Source organism: Erysipelatoclostridium sp. An173, assembly GCF_002160495.1.
GTDB classification, from domain to species: Bacteria; Bacillota_I; Bacilli_A; order Erysipelotrichales; family Coprobacillaceae; genus Thomasclavelia; species Thomasclavelia merdavium.
In genome coordinates this window covers 1-15,856 of record NZ_NFKR01000048.1, presented here as the reverse complement: position 1 = coordinate 15,856, position 15,856 = coordinate 1, and the positions used below count along the sequence as shown (strand labels likewise).

11 protein-coding genes, 2 tRNA genes, 1 pseudogene and 1 other annotated feature are annotated in these 15,856 nt (G+C 30.2%); of the genes and pseudogenes, 2 read left to right on the top strand and 12 right to left on the bottom strand.

All coding sequences use genetic code 11. The annotated features are described in order from the left end of the window. Window positions 1-132 precede the first annotated feature (132 nt). The 9 genes from B5F09_RS13220 to B5F09_RS13180 all read right to left on the bottom strand — a co-directional run bounded on the left by B5F09_RS13220 (window position 133) and on the right by B5F09_RS13180 (window position 10,822). The gene (locus B5F09_RS13220; RefSeq protein ID WP_087374733.1) at window positions 133-1,227 is read right to left on the bottom strand and encodes a beta-propeller fold lactonase family protein; all 1,095 of its coding nucleotides are present in this window, start codon (window positions 1,225-1,227) and stop codon (window positions 133-135) included. Window positions 1,228-1,285: 58 nt separating this feature from the next. Further along, window positions 1,286-1,681 carry a DUF1292 domain-containing protein gene (locus B5F09_RS13215; RefSeq protein ID WP_087374731.1) on the bottom strand — a complete coding sequence of 132 codons (396 nt, stop codon included), beginning with the start codon at window positions 1,679-1,681 and terminating at the stop codon, window positions 1,286-1,288. A 12-nt stretch (window positions 1,682-1,693) separates the two neighbouring features. Then, window positions 1,694-2,113, bottom strand: coding sequence for a Holliday junction resolvase RuvX (gene ruvX, locus B5F09_RS13210; protein ID WP_087374729.1), 420 nt, complete (start codon window positions 2,111-2,113; stop codon window positions 1,694-1,696). A gap of 1 nt (window position 2,114) precedes the next feature. Then, window positions 2,115-2,366, bottom strand: a complete 252-nt coding sequence (locus tag B5F09_RS13205) for an IreB family regulatory phosphoprotein (protein WP_087298368.1) — start codon at window positions 2,364-2,366, stop codon at window positions 2,115-2,117. 58 nt (window positions 2,367-2,424) lie between these two features. Further along, window positions 2,425-5,034 (bottom strand): alanine--tRNA ligase, encoded by a 2,610-nt coding sequence (gene alaS, locus B5F09_RS13200; protein WP_087374727.1) that lies wholly within the window; start codon window positions 5,032-5,034, stop codon window positions 2,425-2,427. A 41-nt stretch (window positions 5,035-5,075) separates the two neighbouring features. Next, window positions 5,076-5,271: a binding site (T-box leader), on the bottom strand. 182 nt (window positions 5,272-5,453) lie between these two features. Beyond that, window positions 5,454-7,652 (bottom strand): ATP-dependent RecD-like DNA helicase, encoded by a 2,199-nt coding sequence (locus tag B5F09_RS13195; RefSeq protein WP_087374725.1) that lies wholly within the window; start codon window positions 7,650-7,652, stop codon window positions 5,454-5,456. Further along, window positions 7,652-8,785: a tRNA 2-thiouridine(34) synthase MnmA gene (gene mnmA, locus B5F09_RS13190; protein WP_087298365.1), complete on the bottom strand. Its 1,134-nt coding sequence runs from the start codon at window positions 8,783-8,785 to the stop codon at window positions 7,652-7,654. Before mnmA ends, B5F09_RS13195 begins: the two co-directional genes overlap by 1 nt. A gap of 86 nt (window positions 8,786-8,871) precedes the next feature. Then, the gene (locus B5F09_RS13185) at window positions 8,872-9,792 is read right to left on the bottom strand and encodes an ROK family protein (RefSeq protein WP_087298364.1); all 921 of its coding nucleotides are present in this window, start codon (window positions 9,790-9,792) and stop codon (window positions 8,872-8,874) included. A 61-nt stretch (window positions 9,793-9,853) separates the two neighbouring features. Continuing rightward, window positions 9,854-10,822 (bottom strand): RluA family pseudouridine synthase, encoded by a 969-nt coding sequence (locus tag B5F09_RS13180; protein WP_087374737.1) that lies wholly within the window; start codon window positions 10,820-10,822, stop codon window positions 9,854-9,856. A gap of 217 nt (window positions 10,823-11,039) precedes the next feature. Between B5F09_RS13180 and B5F09_RS13175 the strand changes: the two genes are divergently transcribed. Then, window positions 11,040-11,573 (top strand): NUDIX hydrolase, encoded by a 534-nt coding sequence (locus B5F09_RS13175; RefSeq protein ID WP_087374723.1) that lies wholly within the window; start codon window positions 11,040-11,042, stop codon window positions 11,571-11,573. Window positions 11,574-11,653: 80 nt separating this feature from the next. Here B5F09_RS13175 and B5F09_RS13170 read toward each other — a convergent pair. The 3 genes from B5F09_RS13170 to B5F09_RS13160 all read right to left on the bottom strand — a co-directional run bounded on the left by B5F09_RS13170 (window position 11,654) and on the right by B5F09_RS13160 (window position 15,150). Beyond that, window positions 11,654-11,730, bottom strand: a tRNA-Asp gene (locus B5F09_RS13170). 10 nt (window positions 11,731-11,740) lie between these two features. Next, window positions 11,741-11,831 (bottom strand) — tRNA-Ser (locus B5F09_RS13165). Window positions 11,832-12,552: 721 nt separating this feature from the next. Beyond that, entirely contained in the window at window positions 12,553-15,150 is a 2,598-nt protein-coding gene (locus B5F09_RS13160; protein ID WP_087374721.1) for a CAP domain-containing protein, read from the bottom strand. Window positions 15,151-15,384: 234 nt separating this feature from the next. Between B5F09_RS13160 and B5F09_RS13155 the strand changes: the two are divergent. After that, window positions 15,385-15,846, top strand: a pseudogene (locus B5F09_RS13155) (transposase); the annotation flags it as partial. Window positions 15,847-15,856 lie beyond the last annotated feature (10 nt).

Here is a 15,856-nt window from a genome sequence, read left to right as displayed (position 1 = left end):
ACTATCGTTGTAATGTCAATACTTTTCTTTGAAAAAATGATAAAAAAGAGAGGGCATATTTGCAATATAACCCTCATATGTCATTCATTCCTTAACTTAATGACATTGGATGAAAACATCTCTATCGAAATTTTAATAAATTGTTTCAAATTTAGTAATACATACTGGCTCATTTACCATATAACTGTATTTAGTTTCAAATAACATACCACCACGTTCTTTGCGGTATTCATAGCTTTCTACTACGCCACCTTTTTGACATACTACAACGATCCAGCGATCTTTAAAGATTTTTAAATCACGTGGATTTGGTGAAGTATCAACGAAATCTTTATAAGTTAACATACCAGTTTCTTTATCAACAATAAATAAAGATAAACTATCATGTCCACAGTTGGTAACATATAATCTTTCTTCTTTTTCGCTAAAAATCATTTGACTAGCAGTACTTGGTATATCTTCATAACCTTCTTTTGGATACGTATCAATAGTTTGAATCAACTCAAAATTTAAATCATTATATTTATAAACGTTTATAGTACAAGATAGCTCATTTAATACATAAGCGATTGTTCCAGCTTTGTTAAATAAAATTTTATTAGGACCAGAACCTGGTTGTAAATCAAATGAATGTTCTTCATCCAAAGCAATTTCACGATCAATCATTTTAAATAATAAAACTTTATCTAAACCTAAATCAACTACAATTAAACGTTGTTTATCTGGTGTAAAATCAACATAGCATGGGTGTGGTTGATTTTGTCTTTTAGGGTCAATACTATGACCTTCTAATTGATATCTAGAACATGGTGCAATTAGTTTTTTCTTTTCAATACGAGCTACTAAAATTTCACTATTATAATAATCTACTGCATATAGTCTATCAGCTGTTTCGTGATCTCCATTAGTACAAGCATGAACATAAGTTTTACCATTATCACTAATATGTGAAACTAATGCTAAAATATCTGACGTTGCAGCATATGAACAAATTCCGCCATCCCCTTGTGTACCGGAACGATTTTTATAAGTCACACAAACAAAACGACCATAATTAAAACTATAAATCGGATCTGATGGTGTCTTAAAAAATTTTTTATATAATATTTCCCCATTTTCAACATCAACTTGAAATGTATAAAGCCCTCTAGTTTGATCATTACCATAAGAATTAACAAAGAATGATTCTGTTATTCTCTTTTTCCCAAATAAACCAAATAAAGCCATTTAATAATACCACCTTTTCTATTTTTAAAGATAAAAAAGCTAATTTAATTAGCTTTTATTAATTATTTTTACTGTTATGACAGCATTCTTCTTCATTTTCATGGTTATGACAACATTCATGATCACCATGACCTTGACCATGACAGCACTCATGATCTTTTTCATCATGATGATGACAACCATTACCGCCATGACAACATTCATGATTGTTTTGTTGCTCTCCCATAAAACTTTGGAATACTTCTTCTACTAATTCCCATTCTTCAGGGGTTTCAATTGGGAACAATTGTCCAGTTTCATCATAAATTGATGCATAAACACTAGGTTCATCTAATGATACATCATAGTATAAAACATATTGCTTATTTAATTCATCGTTATTAAAAGTAAATAAGACTTCAAATTCTTTTTCATTTCCTTGGTCATCAATAACCTGGATTTTATTTGCTTCCATTAATATTCCTTTCTATTTACTGTCTAAGTATCCTTGTAATATTGCTACTGCTGCCATTTTATCAATTACTTTTTTTCTTTTCTTGCGTGAAACATCAGCAAAAATCAATTGATTTTCAGCTGCTTTAGTAGTTAATCGTTCATCTACTAAAACAACATTTATTCCTGGAACTTCTTTTTCTAACATTTCTTTAAATTTAATAGAAATCTGAGCTCTTATTCCTAGATCACCATTCATATGTTTAGGAAGCCCAAGAACAACTGTTTCAATATCATTTTCCTTAATGATCTTAGCAACATATTTACAAGCAGCATGATAATCGTTTTCTTTAAAACGATACGTTTCTACACCATGAGCAATCATTCCTAATAGATCACTCATGGCAATACCGCAGGTTTTAGAACCTAAATCTAAACCTAAAATTCTTTTCATTCTATTTCTCCAAATATGATTTGACTAACTCTTCAATAATTTCATCACGTTCAATTTGTTGGATAATATTTCGAGCATTCTTATGACTAGAAATATAAGCAGGATCATTAGAGATTAAATACCCAGCAATTTGATGTACTGCGTTATAACCTCTTTCATTTAACGCTTCTATTACTGTTTTTAGATTTTGACGAATCATTTCACGTCGCATATCTTCAGAACTGAATACTTTTGTTTTTGTTAAATCTTGCATAATATTGCCCCCCTTAAGGCTTAGCCTATAACATCATTTTACACCAAATATTAGTAAATTAAAAGAAGTTTTTAAGCTCAGTCTTAATCATAGCGATTTTATCATTTACTGGACAACCACCTTGAGCAAAATCAGGTTTTCCACCACCGCGTCCATCAACGACAGCATTTATTTTCTTAACGATATCTCCTGCTTTAAATCCTTTAGCAACATAATCTTTAGTTACCCCAACAAAATATGAACATTTACCTTCAAATTGAGAAACTAAAATTACAATTCCTTCATCTAATTTATCTCTAAAATCAAATGTTAATTGTTTAGCTTTAGCACTATCAATTTTTTCTTCTACTAATAATACTTTAACACCATTAATATCTTGAACATCGTTAACTTTATTAGCAGCATTTAAAGCATTCAATTTACTATTTAAATTTTCAATTTCTTTTTTATCAGCAGCTAATTCTTTTGATAAAGCTGTTACTTTGTTGACAACTTCTTTACGATTTTTGATTTTTAAAACATCACTAATTGTATCAACAACTTCTTTTTCATGAACAAGAGCTTGATATGCTTTTTTACCAGTAACTGCTTCAATACGACGAACACCACTACCAACACTTTCTTCAGCTTCGATTTTAAATAGACCGATTTTAGCACTATTGCTTACATGGCAGCCACCACATAACTCTTTTGAAAAATCACCAATTGTTACGACACGTACTGTATCACCATATTTTTCATCAAATAGAGCCATTGCACCATTTTCTAATGCTTTTTCTTTACTCATGAAATCAATGCTTACATCAATACCATCAAAGATAACATCGTTTACAGTTGCTTCAATTTCTTTAATTTGATCATTTGTAATTTTTTCAAAATGAGTAAAGTCAAATCTTAAACGTTGATCATCAACATAAGAACCAGCCTGGTTAATATGACTACCAAGAACTTGTTTTAAAGCAGCTTGTAATAAATGGGTTGCACTATGGTTGGCAATAATTTTATTACGTTTTTCTTTATCAACATCTAAAGTTAAAATATCTCCTAAAGTAATAGTTCCTTTTTTCAATTTCACAAAATGTAAATGTTGTTGATTTGGTGCTTTTAAAACATTTTCTACTTCTGCTAAGCAATTTTCATTATAGATAGTTCCGGTATCTGCACATTGACCACCCATTTCAGCATAGAAAGTTGTTGTATCAAAAACAATTTCACCATAATCATCAATTCGATCTACTTTGACTCCGTCTTTAAACAATCCAATAACTACGCTGTTAATATTAGCTGGATTATATTCAAATGTTGAAGGTAAATCAAAAGACATTAAATCAGGTTTTTGGCTAGTCATACTTTCACCTTCACTACGAGCTCCACGAGATCTTTCTTGCTGGATCTTTAATTCTTCTTTAAATCCTTCTTCATCAACTTTTAAATTTGATTCACTAGCAATTTCTAAAGTTAACTCAAATGGGAATCCATAAGTATCATATAACTTAAATGCTTCTTTACCACTAATTACACCTGTTGTATTTTTAGTGATAATATTATTTAATAATTTTTCACCGTTAGATAATGTTTTATGGAAAGCTTCTTCTTCTTTACGAACTAGATCACTAATATAATCTACTTTTTCTGGTAAATAATCATAGAATTCTTTCATAATATCACTAACAGTGCTTACTAAATTGTACATAAATGCTTGTTCAATACCGATTTGTTTACCATATCTAACCGCACGTCTTAAAATTCTTCTTAAAACATAACCACGACCAGCGTTATCAAATAATGCTCCATCAGCTAAAGCAAATGTTACTGTTCTAATATGATCGGCAATAACACGGTATGCCATTTTGTTTTCTTGATAACTTACTGATGCAATTTTTTCTACTTGATGGATAATCGGTAAGAAGAAATCAGTATCAAAATTAGTTTCTCCATTTTGGAAGATACTTGTAATTCTTTCTAATCCCATTCCAGTATCAATATTTTTTTGTGGTAATTCTTTATATTCTTCACGTTTTAATCCTTCTTGAGAATTATATTGTGAAAATACTAGATTCCAGATTTCGACATAACGATCATTTTCTAACTCTTCAAAAAATAATTTTGTTCCTAAACCTTCAGGATCATATTTTTCACCACGATCATAAAAGATTTCTGAATCTGGTCCACATGGCCCTTCACCGATTTCCCAGAAGTTTCCAGGTGTTTTTAAAATGTGGTCTTTAGCAACTCCAATTTCATTAACCCAATAATCATAAGCTTCATCATCATGATCATGAACAGTAATATAAAGTTTTTCTTTATCAAAAGCAAACCATTTTTCATCAGTCAGTAATTCCCAAGCATATTCAATAGCTTCTTTTTTAAAATAATCACCGATTGAAAAGTTACCTAACATTTCAAAAAATGTATGATGTCTAGCAGTTTTCCCTACATTTTCAATATCATTAGTTCTAATTGATTTTTGAGCGTTTGTAATTCTTGGATTTTCTGGTTTGATTGTTCCATCAAAGTATTTTTTAATAGCCGCAACACCAGCATTAATCCATAATAAAGTTGGATCATCATTAGGAATTAATGAATGACTTGGCTCAACTTTATGGCCTTTACTTTCAAAAAAATCCAAAAACATTTTTCTTACTTCATTTCCAGTTAATTGTTTCATCCTATTCTCCTTTACTTCTACAAAATAAAAAGTCGTCCCTATCTAGGAACGACTAAATCGCGGTACCATCCTAGTTCATGAAAACTCATGCCCTTAATTAGCTGATAACGTAGCTTACACGGTAAATTTTAATTACTCTCCAAAGTAGCTTTCCTATACGATACTAAGTATTTTCACCAGCCATACTCTCTCTAAAAAGCTATCAAATATAGTACTCTTCTTTTTCAACGATTTACCAAATTATAAACTATCTATATTTATTTTTCAAGACTATAAATTTACATCTTTTCTTTTAAGTTACACATCATATTTTCAACACAGTCACATTCACTAAGCAAAATCATTAATGATGCCACCGACATTCCTAACAACAATTTATTTCTTGCTATCATAAAAACTCACCTCAATCTAGTTTGTCTTTATTTAAGAAAATCATACACACTTATTGTTTCTTCTTTTTCAAAACGTTGAATCAAACTCGTTTTACGGCGAAAATCCTGGTAATTATTTAAACCATACATAAACGCTTTAAAACTACCCAAAATAAAAAGAGATTGTTTACTACGGGTTATTGCAGTATATAATAAATTTCGCTTTAACATCACATAATAATCTGATAATACTGCCATAATGACAATTTTAAATTCATTCCCTTGTGATTTATGAATCGACATACAATAAGCATGTGTAATAGTATTAAAATCATTACTAGTATATTCAATAATATTACCATCAAAATCAACAACAAGTGTATCTTGTAGATATTCAAAATTGTCTTTTAAACAAATATCAATTAATGTTCCAATATCACCATTAAATACTTCATCATCAGGCCGATTTTTTAGTTGTAATATTTTATCACCAATTCTAAACTCTTTACGACCAACACGATAAATCAAAGTTTCATCATCACATGGATTAAAAACATCCTGCAATGCATCATTTAAAGCATCAATTCCTGCGACACCTTGATACATTGGAACTAATACTTGAATATCGTTATAATCATAACCTTCATCAATGGCTTTTTGAACAATTTTCTTCACGTTTTTTACGACATCATAGTTTGGACAAGAAAAGAAATTTATATCCGGATATTGTTCAAATAATGAAGCAGTATCATCAATTTGTTCATTAATAATATGATGAGCTAATTGAATAATTCCCGATTCTTTTGTTTGTCTAAAAATTTCATCAAGTTCGATCGTTTTAATTCCTGCTGCAATTAAATCATGTAAAACATTACCAGGAGCAACAGATGGCAACTGATGATAGTCGCCAATAAAAAGAATTTTACGAATTCTTTTTCCGGCTAAAAAAATACGGTGCAGCAATAAACAATCAACCATTGAAAACTCGTCAATAACTAAAACTTCAATATCTAAAGGATTTTTTTCATTCATTGCAAATGTATTGCTATGAAGATCCCATTTCAATAAACGATGAATCGTACAAGCACTTATTCCAGTTAATTCATTTAAACGTTTTGCTGCTCTTCCAGTTGGCGCAACTAAACCAATTTTATCTTCAGGAAATAATGTTTTATAAATTTTTAATAACGCTTGAACAATTGTAGTTTTACCAGTTCCTGGTCCCCCAGTTAAAATCATACATGAAGATTTTAAGAAATAATTAATTGCTTCTTTTTGCTTACTAGCATATTCAATTCCTTGTTTTTGTTCATAATTTTTTAGTAAGCGTGCTACTTCAGCTTCATCTACTATTTCTTCGGGCTGATTAATTAAGTTTTTTAAAAAAGAGGCAATATTTTTTTCTGCTTCATACATTTCATAATAATAATAGCGTTCTTCTTCTAAAACAACTAGACCTTCATCAATTAATTCATTTAAATACTCATCAAAAACAGTTTCTTCAATGTTATAAATAATTTTTGTAAACATTGTTTTAATTTCATCTAATAAACAATAGGTACTACCAGTATTAAAACCATATTGTTTTATACTATAGATGATTCCTGCTTTGATTCGATTAGGAGCATCTAAACTGCCACCAGTTTTAATAGCTAATTCATCAGCTGTTTTAAACCCAATTCCATCAATATCTTCAATTAACTGATAAGGATTATTTTGTAAGACATCTAACGTTTTATCTTGATAAAAAGCTTGAATTAAACCAAGATTTTTCAAACTAATGCCATGACCCATAAAAAAGCGCATTACTTCCTGATCATAATCTCCACTAGTTAAAGTCTCATATATTGTTTCTCGTCGTTTTTCAGTCATTCCTCTTACAATATCTAAACTATGTTTATCGGTTTTAATTTTATCAATACAACCTTCACCTAAGGTATTAACAATTTCTGTTGCTAGAGTTTTTCCAATTCCTTTAAATAAAGGACTGGAAAGATATTTAATTAATTCATCATCTTCTTTAGCATAAATAATTCGATATTGCTCTAGTTTAAACTGTTTTCCATATTTAGGATGAATAACATAATCACCAGTAAATTCATATTTATCATAGTCATTAAAATTATTCATATAGCCAGTCATAGTAATTAGTTTATCTTCTTGCTCAACTTCAATTAAAGCAACAAGATAATTAGAAGATTCGCTATAAAAGCGAATCTTCTTAATATATCCAGTATAAATAATCATTATAAATATTCGATTGGTTTACCATCTTTATAAACCGTTTCGATGGTTCCACCACCTAAACAAACATCACCATCATAAAATACTGCTGCCTGTCCAGGAGTTACTGCTTTGACTGGCTGGTCAAAAGTTAAATAAACTGTATTTTCGTCAACGAATTCCAAACTAATTGGGTTATCTTTTTGTCGATATCTAAATTTTGCATTACATGATATTTTACCAGCTGGCTTTTTAGAAGCAATCCAGTTAACATCACTAATTAAAGCACCGGTTGAATATAACCATTCTTTTTGATCACCTTGACAAACATATAAAACATTTTTGTCATAATCTTTACCAACAACAAACCAGGCAGCACCTGGTCCACCAATTCCTAATCCTTTACGTTGACCAATTGTATAGTACATAATTCCTGAATGTTGTCCAATTACTTTATTAGTTTCAATATCTACCATATTCCCTGGTTGTGCCGGAATATAATTTTGTAAAAATTCTTTAAAATCACGTTCACCGATAAAACAGATACCAGTACTATCTTTTTTATCAGCTACTGGCAAGTTCAATTCATGAGCAATTTTACGAACTTCACTTTTATCGATATCTCCTAATGGAAATAAAGAATTTTGTAATTGTTTTTGATTTAATTGACATAAAAAATATGTTTGATCTTTATTATGATCAACACCTTTTAACATGATTGAATCTTGTCCTTCTTGATGAACTACTCTTGCATAATGACCAGTAGCAATATAATCTGCTGATAATGTTTTTGCATAATCTAAAAAAGCTTTAAATTTAATATGCTTATTACATAAAATATCTGGATTTGGAGTTCTTCCTTTTCGATATTCATCTAAAAAATATGTAAAAACATGATCCCAATATTCCTTAATAAAATCAACTCGTTTGATTGGAATATCTAAACACTTAGCTACTGCTTTTGCATCATTATAATCTTTTTCCTGAGGACAAATATCATCATCATTAGTTGGATTACCTAAAATATCGTTATTTAATTGACTATCCCAGTTACGCATAAAAACTGCAATAACTTCATATCCTTGTTTTTTTAATAAATAAGCAGCAACTGCCGAATCAACACCGCCACTTAATCCTAATACTACTCTCTTTGACATTTTCGTCACCTCACCCGACTATAATAACATTATTTAATATAAAAAACCATATAATTTAAAAAAAGAAAGGATGATTTCCTTTCTTTTTATCCTAATCTTGACATTGGTAACATGGCTGCTCCAATAGCACCACAATCTTCTAATTCTGTTTTTAATAGTGGGATATGTCCACGCATACCAACATGGATCTTAGAGTTAAATTGTTCTTCTAAGCTATCTAAGAAATATTCACGTGATTTCATAACTCCACCACCAATTACAAAGCAATGTGGATCAACTGTATGAGCAATATTAGCAAACATTGTTGCAAGTTGAGAAACGCATTCATCAACAATACTTTTAGCTTTTAAATTACCTTCAGCAGCTAATCTAAAAACATCACCAGCATGATTTACAACATCATCACCTAATATTTCTTTACCTTTTCTAGTAATTGCAGTACCGCTCGCTTCACCTTCAACAGCACCTGGATTTAAACCACCAAATTTATAACCATTATTTTTTACGATGATATTTCCGATTTCACCAGCATGTCCACGACCACCAGAAACTAATTTACCATCAACAATAAACGCTCCACCAATTCCTGTTGAGATTGTAACATAATAACATGTTGGATAATTTTTACCAGCTCCTAAAAGCGCTTCAGCTAATCCAGCAACGTTAGCATCATTATCAATAAATACTGGTAAATTAAAACGATCTGCTAATTTATCACAAATAGGATAATTTTCAAATCCTGGTAAATTTGTAGCCATGATCATTGTCCCATTAACTGTATCAACTGGTCCTGGAACACCGATTCCAATACCGCTAACACCTTCAAGACCACCACAAACTGAAGTATCTAAGCTTTCAATTTGGCGAATAATTTTAGCACAAACGTAATCTGGTCCATTTTCTCTTTCTGTATTATCTTTTACTTCACTATATGTTGCACCTTTTTCATCAACTAGTAAAGTACGTACGTTTGTTCCACCTAAATCAATTCCAATGTAATATTTCATATCTATCCTCCTAATGTACTACAAATAATTATACAATAAAGGTTAGATATTTTAAAGATATCTAGAACAAAGTTTTAACTATTTTTTCAAACTGTTTTGGTACGTTACAAACTATTTCTTTATCTTGAAGATATTTTAATGTTCCGATTGTTTTAACAAATTTTATTTTATATGCATGTAATAGCTGGTTATTTAAACCAAATGTATTTTTTATTGTTTTATTTAATTTAAAATCACCGTATTTGCGATCACCAATTATTGGATGATCAATACTAGCTAAATGTACTCTGATTTGATGCATTCGCCCTGTAACTAAGGTAACTTCAACTAAACTAAAATCATTTTTATTTTTAATTGGTTTAACAAGGGTTTCCATTGTTAAAGCTCCTGGATAATCTTTATTTACTAACTTAACTTGTGACTTATCTTCAAGTTTTACCATATACCCTTTTAAATGCCTTGGCGTTGATAAATTACCCTTACAGATAGTTAAATAGCTTTTTTCAATACAATGCCGTAGTTTGATCATTTCATTTAGATCCTGAAGTGCTGCAAGTGTTTTTCCAAAAATTACGATCCCGCTTGTATTACGATCTAAACGATGAACCGGCCCAGGCATAAAAGTATTTTCGCGACTTAAATCAAGTTCGTTTTTAGAAGCTAAATAACTTAATACTTGATTTGTTAGGGTATTAATACTTTCATTAGCATCTTCATGTACTAATAATCCAGCTGGCTTATCAACTATTAAAATATTTTTATCCTCATATAAAACTTTGAAAGTCTTTTCAACTTCATAAATGCTTTTTTCAGCCGTGAATTCTTTAAACTTATCTTCATATAAAAACATTTCTAGAATATCACCATCAGCTAATATATACTTTTCATTTACTCGTTTGCCATTTACTTTAATGTCTTTTTTTCTAAACATTTTATAAATAAAATTACTTGGCGCATTGACTAATAACTTTTTTAAATATTTATCAATACGCTGATTAGCATCATTTTTTGTTATTACTAATTTTTTCAATTCCATCACCAATATCCATTATAACAAAACCTTATCCATTTACCTAATACTTTTAAAATGTAACCCTTTACATTTAATTGAACTAGTGCTATAATTTAATTGTTAAGTGAAGACATTCGCTTTACATACCCCCTATTATCACCCTTACGTGAAATAATAGAAAAAAGTATGCACCCCCGCATACTTTTTTTGTTATAATCTAAATGAGGTGATTTATATGGAAAAAAAGCTTTCTAGCGAGCTAATTTATCAAGGTAAGATAATCAACGTATATAAAGATAAAGTTGAATGTGAAAACGGAAATATTGCAACTAGAGAAGTTGTTAGACATCATGGTGGTGTTGGTGTTTTAGCAATAGTTGATGATCAAATCCTGCTTGTAAAACAATACCGTTATCCTAATGCTACTGATACGTTAGAAATACCAGCAGGAAAACTTGAATTAAATGAAGATACTGGTATTTGTGCATTAAGAGAATTAGAAGAAGAAACAGGTTATAGCGCTAAAGGAATTGAATTAATCGCAAAATTCTTACCAACACCTGGTTATAGCGATGAATGGCTTTATGTATATGAAGCTAAAGATGTATTTAAAGTTGAAAATCCTTTAGACTGCGATGAAGATGAGGTTATTGAATTAATACGTTTAGATATCGATACAGCATATCAAAAAGTGGTAAGTGGTGAAATTTTTGATTCTAAAACAATGATTGCTATTATGCACGCATATATTAATAAACATCATAAGTAAAAAACGATTTTAAGTCATCTTAAAATCGTTTTTAAATCTAGGTATAAAATAAAAAAATTCTGTTAAACAGAATCTAATAATGGCGGTCTGGACGGGACTCGAACCCGCGACCTCCGCCGTGACAGGGCGGCATTCTAACCAACTGAACTACCAGACCAATATTTTAATGGCGGAGACAGAGGGATTTGAACCCTCGCGCCAGTTTCCCGACCTACACCCTTAGCAGGGGCGCCTCTTCAGCCTCTTGAGTATGTCTCCGTCGTCTGCTTGTTTATAATAGCATATATATATATTCTTTGCAATACCTTTTTTGAATTTTTTTATCTCTAAAATATAAGTGATTATATTTTTATTCGATTATTTCACTGTTTTTTATAAAAAAACTTTTTTTTACATTTTTATCAAACTTTAACAATAAATCTATATTTTATTTTAAAATATTATTTTAATATTTACATTATTCTTCCTGATTATAACATTCAAATACATTATTAATGATATTTAGACTTATTCAAATTACCAACTTCTAGCTTAATAACTTTTTTAAAATACTCTATAGTATTATCTATCATCAGCTTTTAAATTTCCCGGTACAAAAAATATGTAGCTTTTATCTTCTAATTTAATATCTTCATAAATAATTCTACAATGTACTTTTTCATGATTGTATTAAAAATATAATATTGACTAGTTCAACTCTATTTTATATTAAATAAGATAATAATCACTTAAGTAGAAAACTGAACAATAATTATCAATTCATATATAATATATTATCTATAAATATTCATAAATTACACCATATATAAATTACATTTAAATTAATTTACATATTTTTTCTTAACAAATCCGTATTTCATATTCTTACGTTTTTACAACTCTTACATAAATCTCCTATTAATTATTTTAAGAAGATGTCGATTACTTTCTTATAAAAATACCGATATGATAATACATACCGGCATTTTATATAACTATTTTAATATTCTTTTTTTATATTACGAATAGCTAAACAAATACATCCTAACATTGCAATAGCTAACATTCCATATGCAACTAATTCACTATCATCACCTGTAGCTACTGAATTAGCTTTTTTAATATCAGTATTAGTAACATTTTGTGAATTTTCAGTTTTATCAGAGTCCGTTGGATTATTAGGATCTATAGGTATTACTGTACTAGGTTTTTTTGCACCACACACTGTACAAATACCATCTTTATATTGATGTCCTGCACTTTCAATAACTGTACCTTTCTTTAAAACTTCGTTGCATCCTGTACATACCGTATCACCAGTATATCCATTTTCTGTACATGTTGCTTCTTTTTGATTAATTAACTGTGTTTTAATATGATTATTTAGATCAACTTCGCCGTATTGATTCCCACATTTTTCGCAAACAGCAAGTGTTGTACAAGTAGCTACTCCACCTTGATGTGGTAATTTTGAACCTTCATCTACAATTGTATCAGTTTCATCGCAGCGACTGCATTTTCCTATCATAGTACCATCATGTTCACAGGTTGCATCATTATTTGGTATATAATTTACAAAATCATGTCCTAGTTTTTCTATAGTTATCCTATCAGTAACAGCAGTGCATCCATCGTATAAACAATGTCTTGATTTTAATCCATCTTCTGTACATGTGGCTGGTCTATCTACACTGTAATCATCAGACCATAGATGTTTACCGTTAATTGTTTCTGTGTATGTATCATTACAATTGTTGCATGTATATGTAACTATTTCTCCACCACAAGGCAATTCAGATTCTACCCTATTTACTATTTTGTAATCATGACCAGTAGCTTCTATTACCATTCCTTCTACAACAATTTCTTTGCATTCATTACATATAGTATCACCAGTATAGCCTTCTTCGGTACATGTGGCTTCTTTTTGATTAATTAACTGTGTTTTAACATGATTATTCGGATTGACTTCACCATATTCTTGACCACAGCCTTCACAGATTGCTCGTTTTGTACAGGTTGCTTCCCCACCGTGATGTGACAACATAGAACCTTTGTCTACGATAGTATCAGTTTCATCACAACGATCGCATTTAGCTGTCTTAGTTCCATCACTCGTACAAGTCGCATTATTATCTGATACATAATTTGTAAAACTATGACCTAATGAATCAATTTCAACAACATCTGTTACTTCTGAACATCCATAAATACAATGTTTAGACTTAGAACCCGGTTCTGTACAAGTAGGTTCTTTATCAATTGTATATTCATTTTCCCAAATATGTCCTGAACCTTCTGTTTGTTTAAATGAATCTTCACAATATTTACATTTATATGTAACCAAATCTCCTCCACAAGGAAATTCCGATTCAACACGATTAATTACTTCATACTCATGTCCTGTTGCAGGCACTATTTCCTGTTTCTTGATAACTTCTTTGCAAACAGAACAGTGGGAACCTTCTGTTAAACCTGAAGCTGTACAGGTTGGGGCTTTAGCTTCATCTACTACTATGGTATGTTCAGTTTTAGGTATAAATTCAGTTTTTGTTGTACCACATGCAGTACAAGTATATGTCATAATACCTTGTTCACTACAAGATGGTTCTTTTGTAACTTGACCATCATCCCAGGTATGTTCGCTACATGCTAATACATTAATAGTATAGTTAATTGTGCATCCATAAACATTTGCACTAAATGTTGTAACTCCAACTTTCAATCCTGTTATCTTACCGTTTGATATAGTTATAATATCACTATCAGCACTTAAATCAGGTACTACTGTAATAGGAATTCCATCAGGTCCAAACCAACCAATTGATACATCTGTTTCTATGCCTAACTTAACAGCAGGAATATCGACTGTTTTCCCAATTTCTACATCAATTTTTTGATTCAAACTTTTAACAATAGATTCAGGGTGATACATATCGGCAATTACAACAGGTACATGTCGCAAACCGTCATATACTGGTATTTCTGGAATATTAGATTTATACATTCCAAATTCTTGAACCCAGCATTTAACACCATTTACTTCGGCATACCCTATACCTATTGCATTGAATCCTTGATTCAACATGTTTCTTCGGTGTCCCTGACCACCATATAACTCGTTAGTTTCTTGCCATTGTTCAAAATAAACTTCTGCATTTCCATATGTTCCAATTGCTATATTTTCACCATATGAATTTACTCCTTCATATTCTGCAGTAAAACAAATTGTTCCATCTGGCCTAATATGATCATAGTTTAAAGCAATTTCTGCGGCACGTTGCATAGCAATCTGTTCTAAAGCATAATCATATGCAAGTGGCTGTAAAGTGTTATTTGAGCTTGTATTATAGTAAATTTTATTCTCGTTTTTTTCATCCCATATCCAAGCATCATCACCTGTCCTCCAGTCATTGATCATACCTAGCATTCTTCGTGCTTCAGACTGATTGTAATTGGCTTCTATATATAATTCTGTACTATCTGTATTTTGCGCCTTAACTGATAATGGTGTCATATACGCTAATACAGTAAAAGAAACCAGTAATGATAATAAAAATTTAATCTTTTTCATCTGTTCGCAAGTATAACCTTGCATTTTCCTCCCTTCTCAAAAATATTTTTTGAACAACAATTGTACTATACAATGTATAAACCCAACTATTAAAATAATATATATATCACAACTATTGCATATAAATATTATAACATTCATATCACAAATTTTATATATTTTATCGATATTTTCCTATATTTTTCCCATGATTTAACAATATTAATTGTGATAAATAACAATTAAAAACCTAGATCTAATAACAACGAGCCAATATTAGTAAATACAGATAGCAAATGGAATTATGTATGTCTGATGTTAGAATTGTATAACAGAGATTGTAGGATATGCAGCTGAAAAAAATAAAAATGCCAAACCAGTTGAAAAGGCACTTTATTCAATAAAATATGATTTAAGTAAGATAGATTTGTTTCATACTAACTATGCCGAATTCGGTATAGTAGTGATCGTGGAAGTGAATTTAAAAATGAAGAAATTGAAAAAGCATTAAAAACATTTAATATAACCAGATCACTAAGCACAAAAGTATGTCCGTATGATAAAGCGGTAGCTGAAGCAACATATAAAATTATAAAAACAGAATTTGCATTTAATAAAAGGTTTGATAGTTTAGAAGAGTTAGAACTGGAATTATTTGATTATGTAAACTGGTATAATAATATCAGGATACATGGTTCACTTGATTATAAAACACCTGTTGAATTTAGAATGTTCTCATAGAAATTGTCCA

Excerpts from the sequence above, each read along its gene's own strand:
- B5F09_RS13220 (WP_087374733.1), bottom strand. The coding sequence starts at position 1,227 with ATGGCTTTATTTGGTTTATTTGGGAAAAAGAGAATAACAGAATCATTC.
- B5F09_RS13215 (WP_087374731.1), bottom strand. The coding sequence starts at position 1,681 with ATGGAAGCAAATAAAATCCAGGTTATTGATGACCAAGGAAATGAAAAA.
- ruvX (WP_087374729.1), bottom strand. The coding sequence starts at position 2,113 with ATGAAAAGAATTTTAGGTTTAGATTTAGGTTCTAAAACCTGCGGTATT.
- B5F09_RS13205 (WP_087298368.1), bottom strand. The coding sequence starts at position 2,366 with ATGCAAGATTTAACAAAAACAAAAGTATTCAGTTCTGAAGATATGCGA.
- alaS (WP_087374727.1), bottom strand. The coding sequence starts at position 5,034 with ATGAAACAATTAACTGGAAATGAAGTAAGAAAAATGTTTTTGGATTTT.
- B5F09_RS13195 (WP_087374725.1), bottom strand. The coding sequence starts at position 7,652 with ATGATTATTTATACTGGATATATTAAGAAGATTCGCTTTTATAGCGAA.
- mnmA (WP_087298365.1), bottom strand. The coding sequence starts at position 8,785 with ATGTCAAAGAGAGTAGTATTAGGATTAAGTGGCGGTGTTGATTCGGCA.
- B5F09_RS13185 (WP_087298364.1), bottom strand. The coding sequence starts at position 9,792 with ATGAAATATTACATTGGAATTGATTTAGGTGGAACAAACGTACGTACT.
- B5F09_RS13175 (WP_087374723.1), top strand. The coding sequence starts at position 11,040 with ATGGAAAAAAAGCTTTCTAGCGAGCTAATTTATCAAGGTAAGATAATC.
- B5F09_RS13160 (WP_087374721.1), bottom strand. The coding sequence starts at position 15,150 with ATGCAAGGTTATACTTGCGAACAGATGAAAAAGATTAAATTTTTATTA.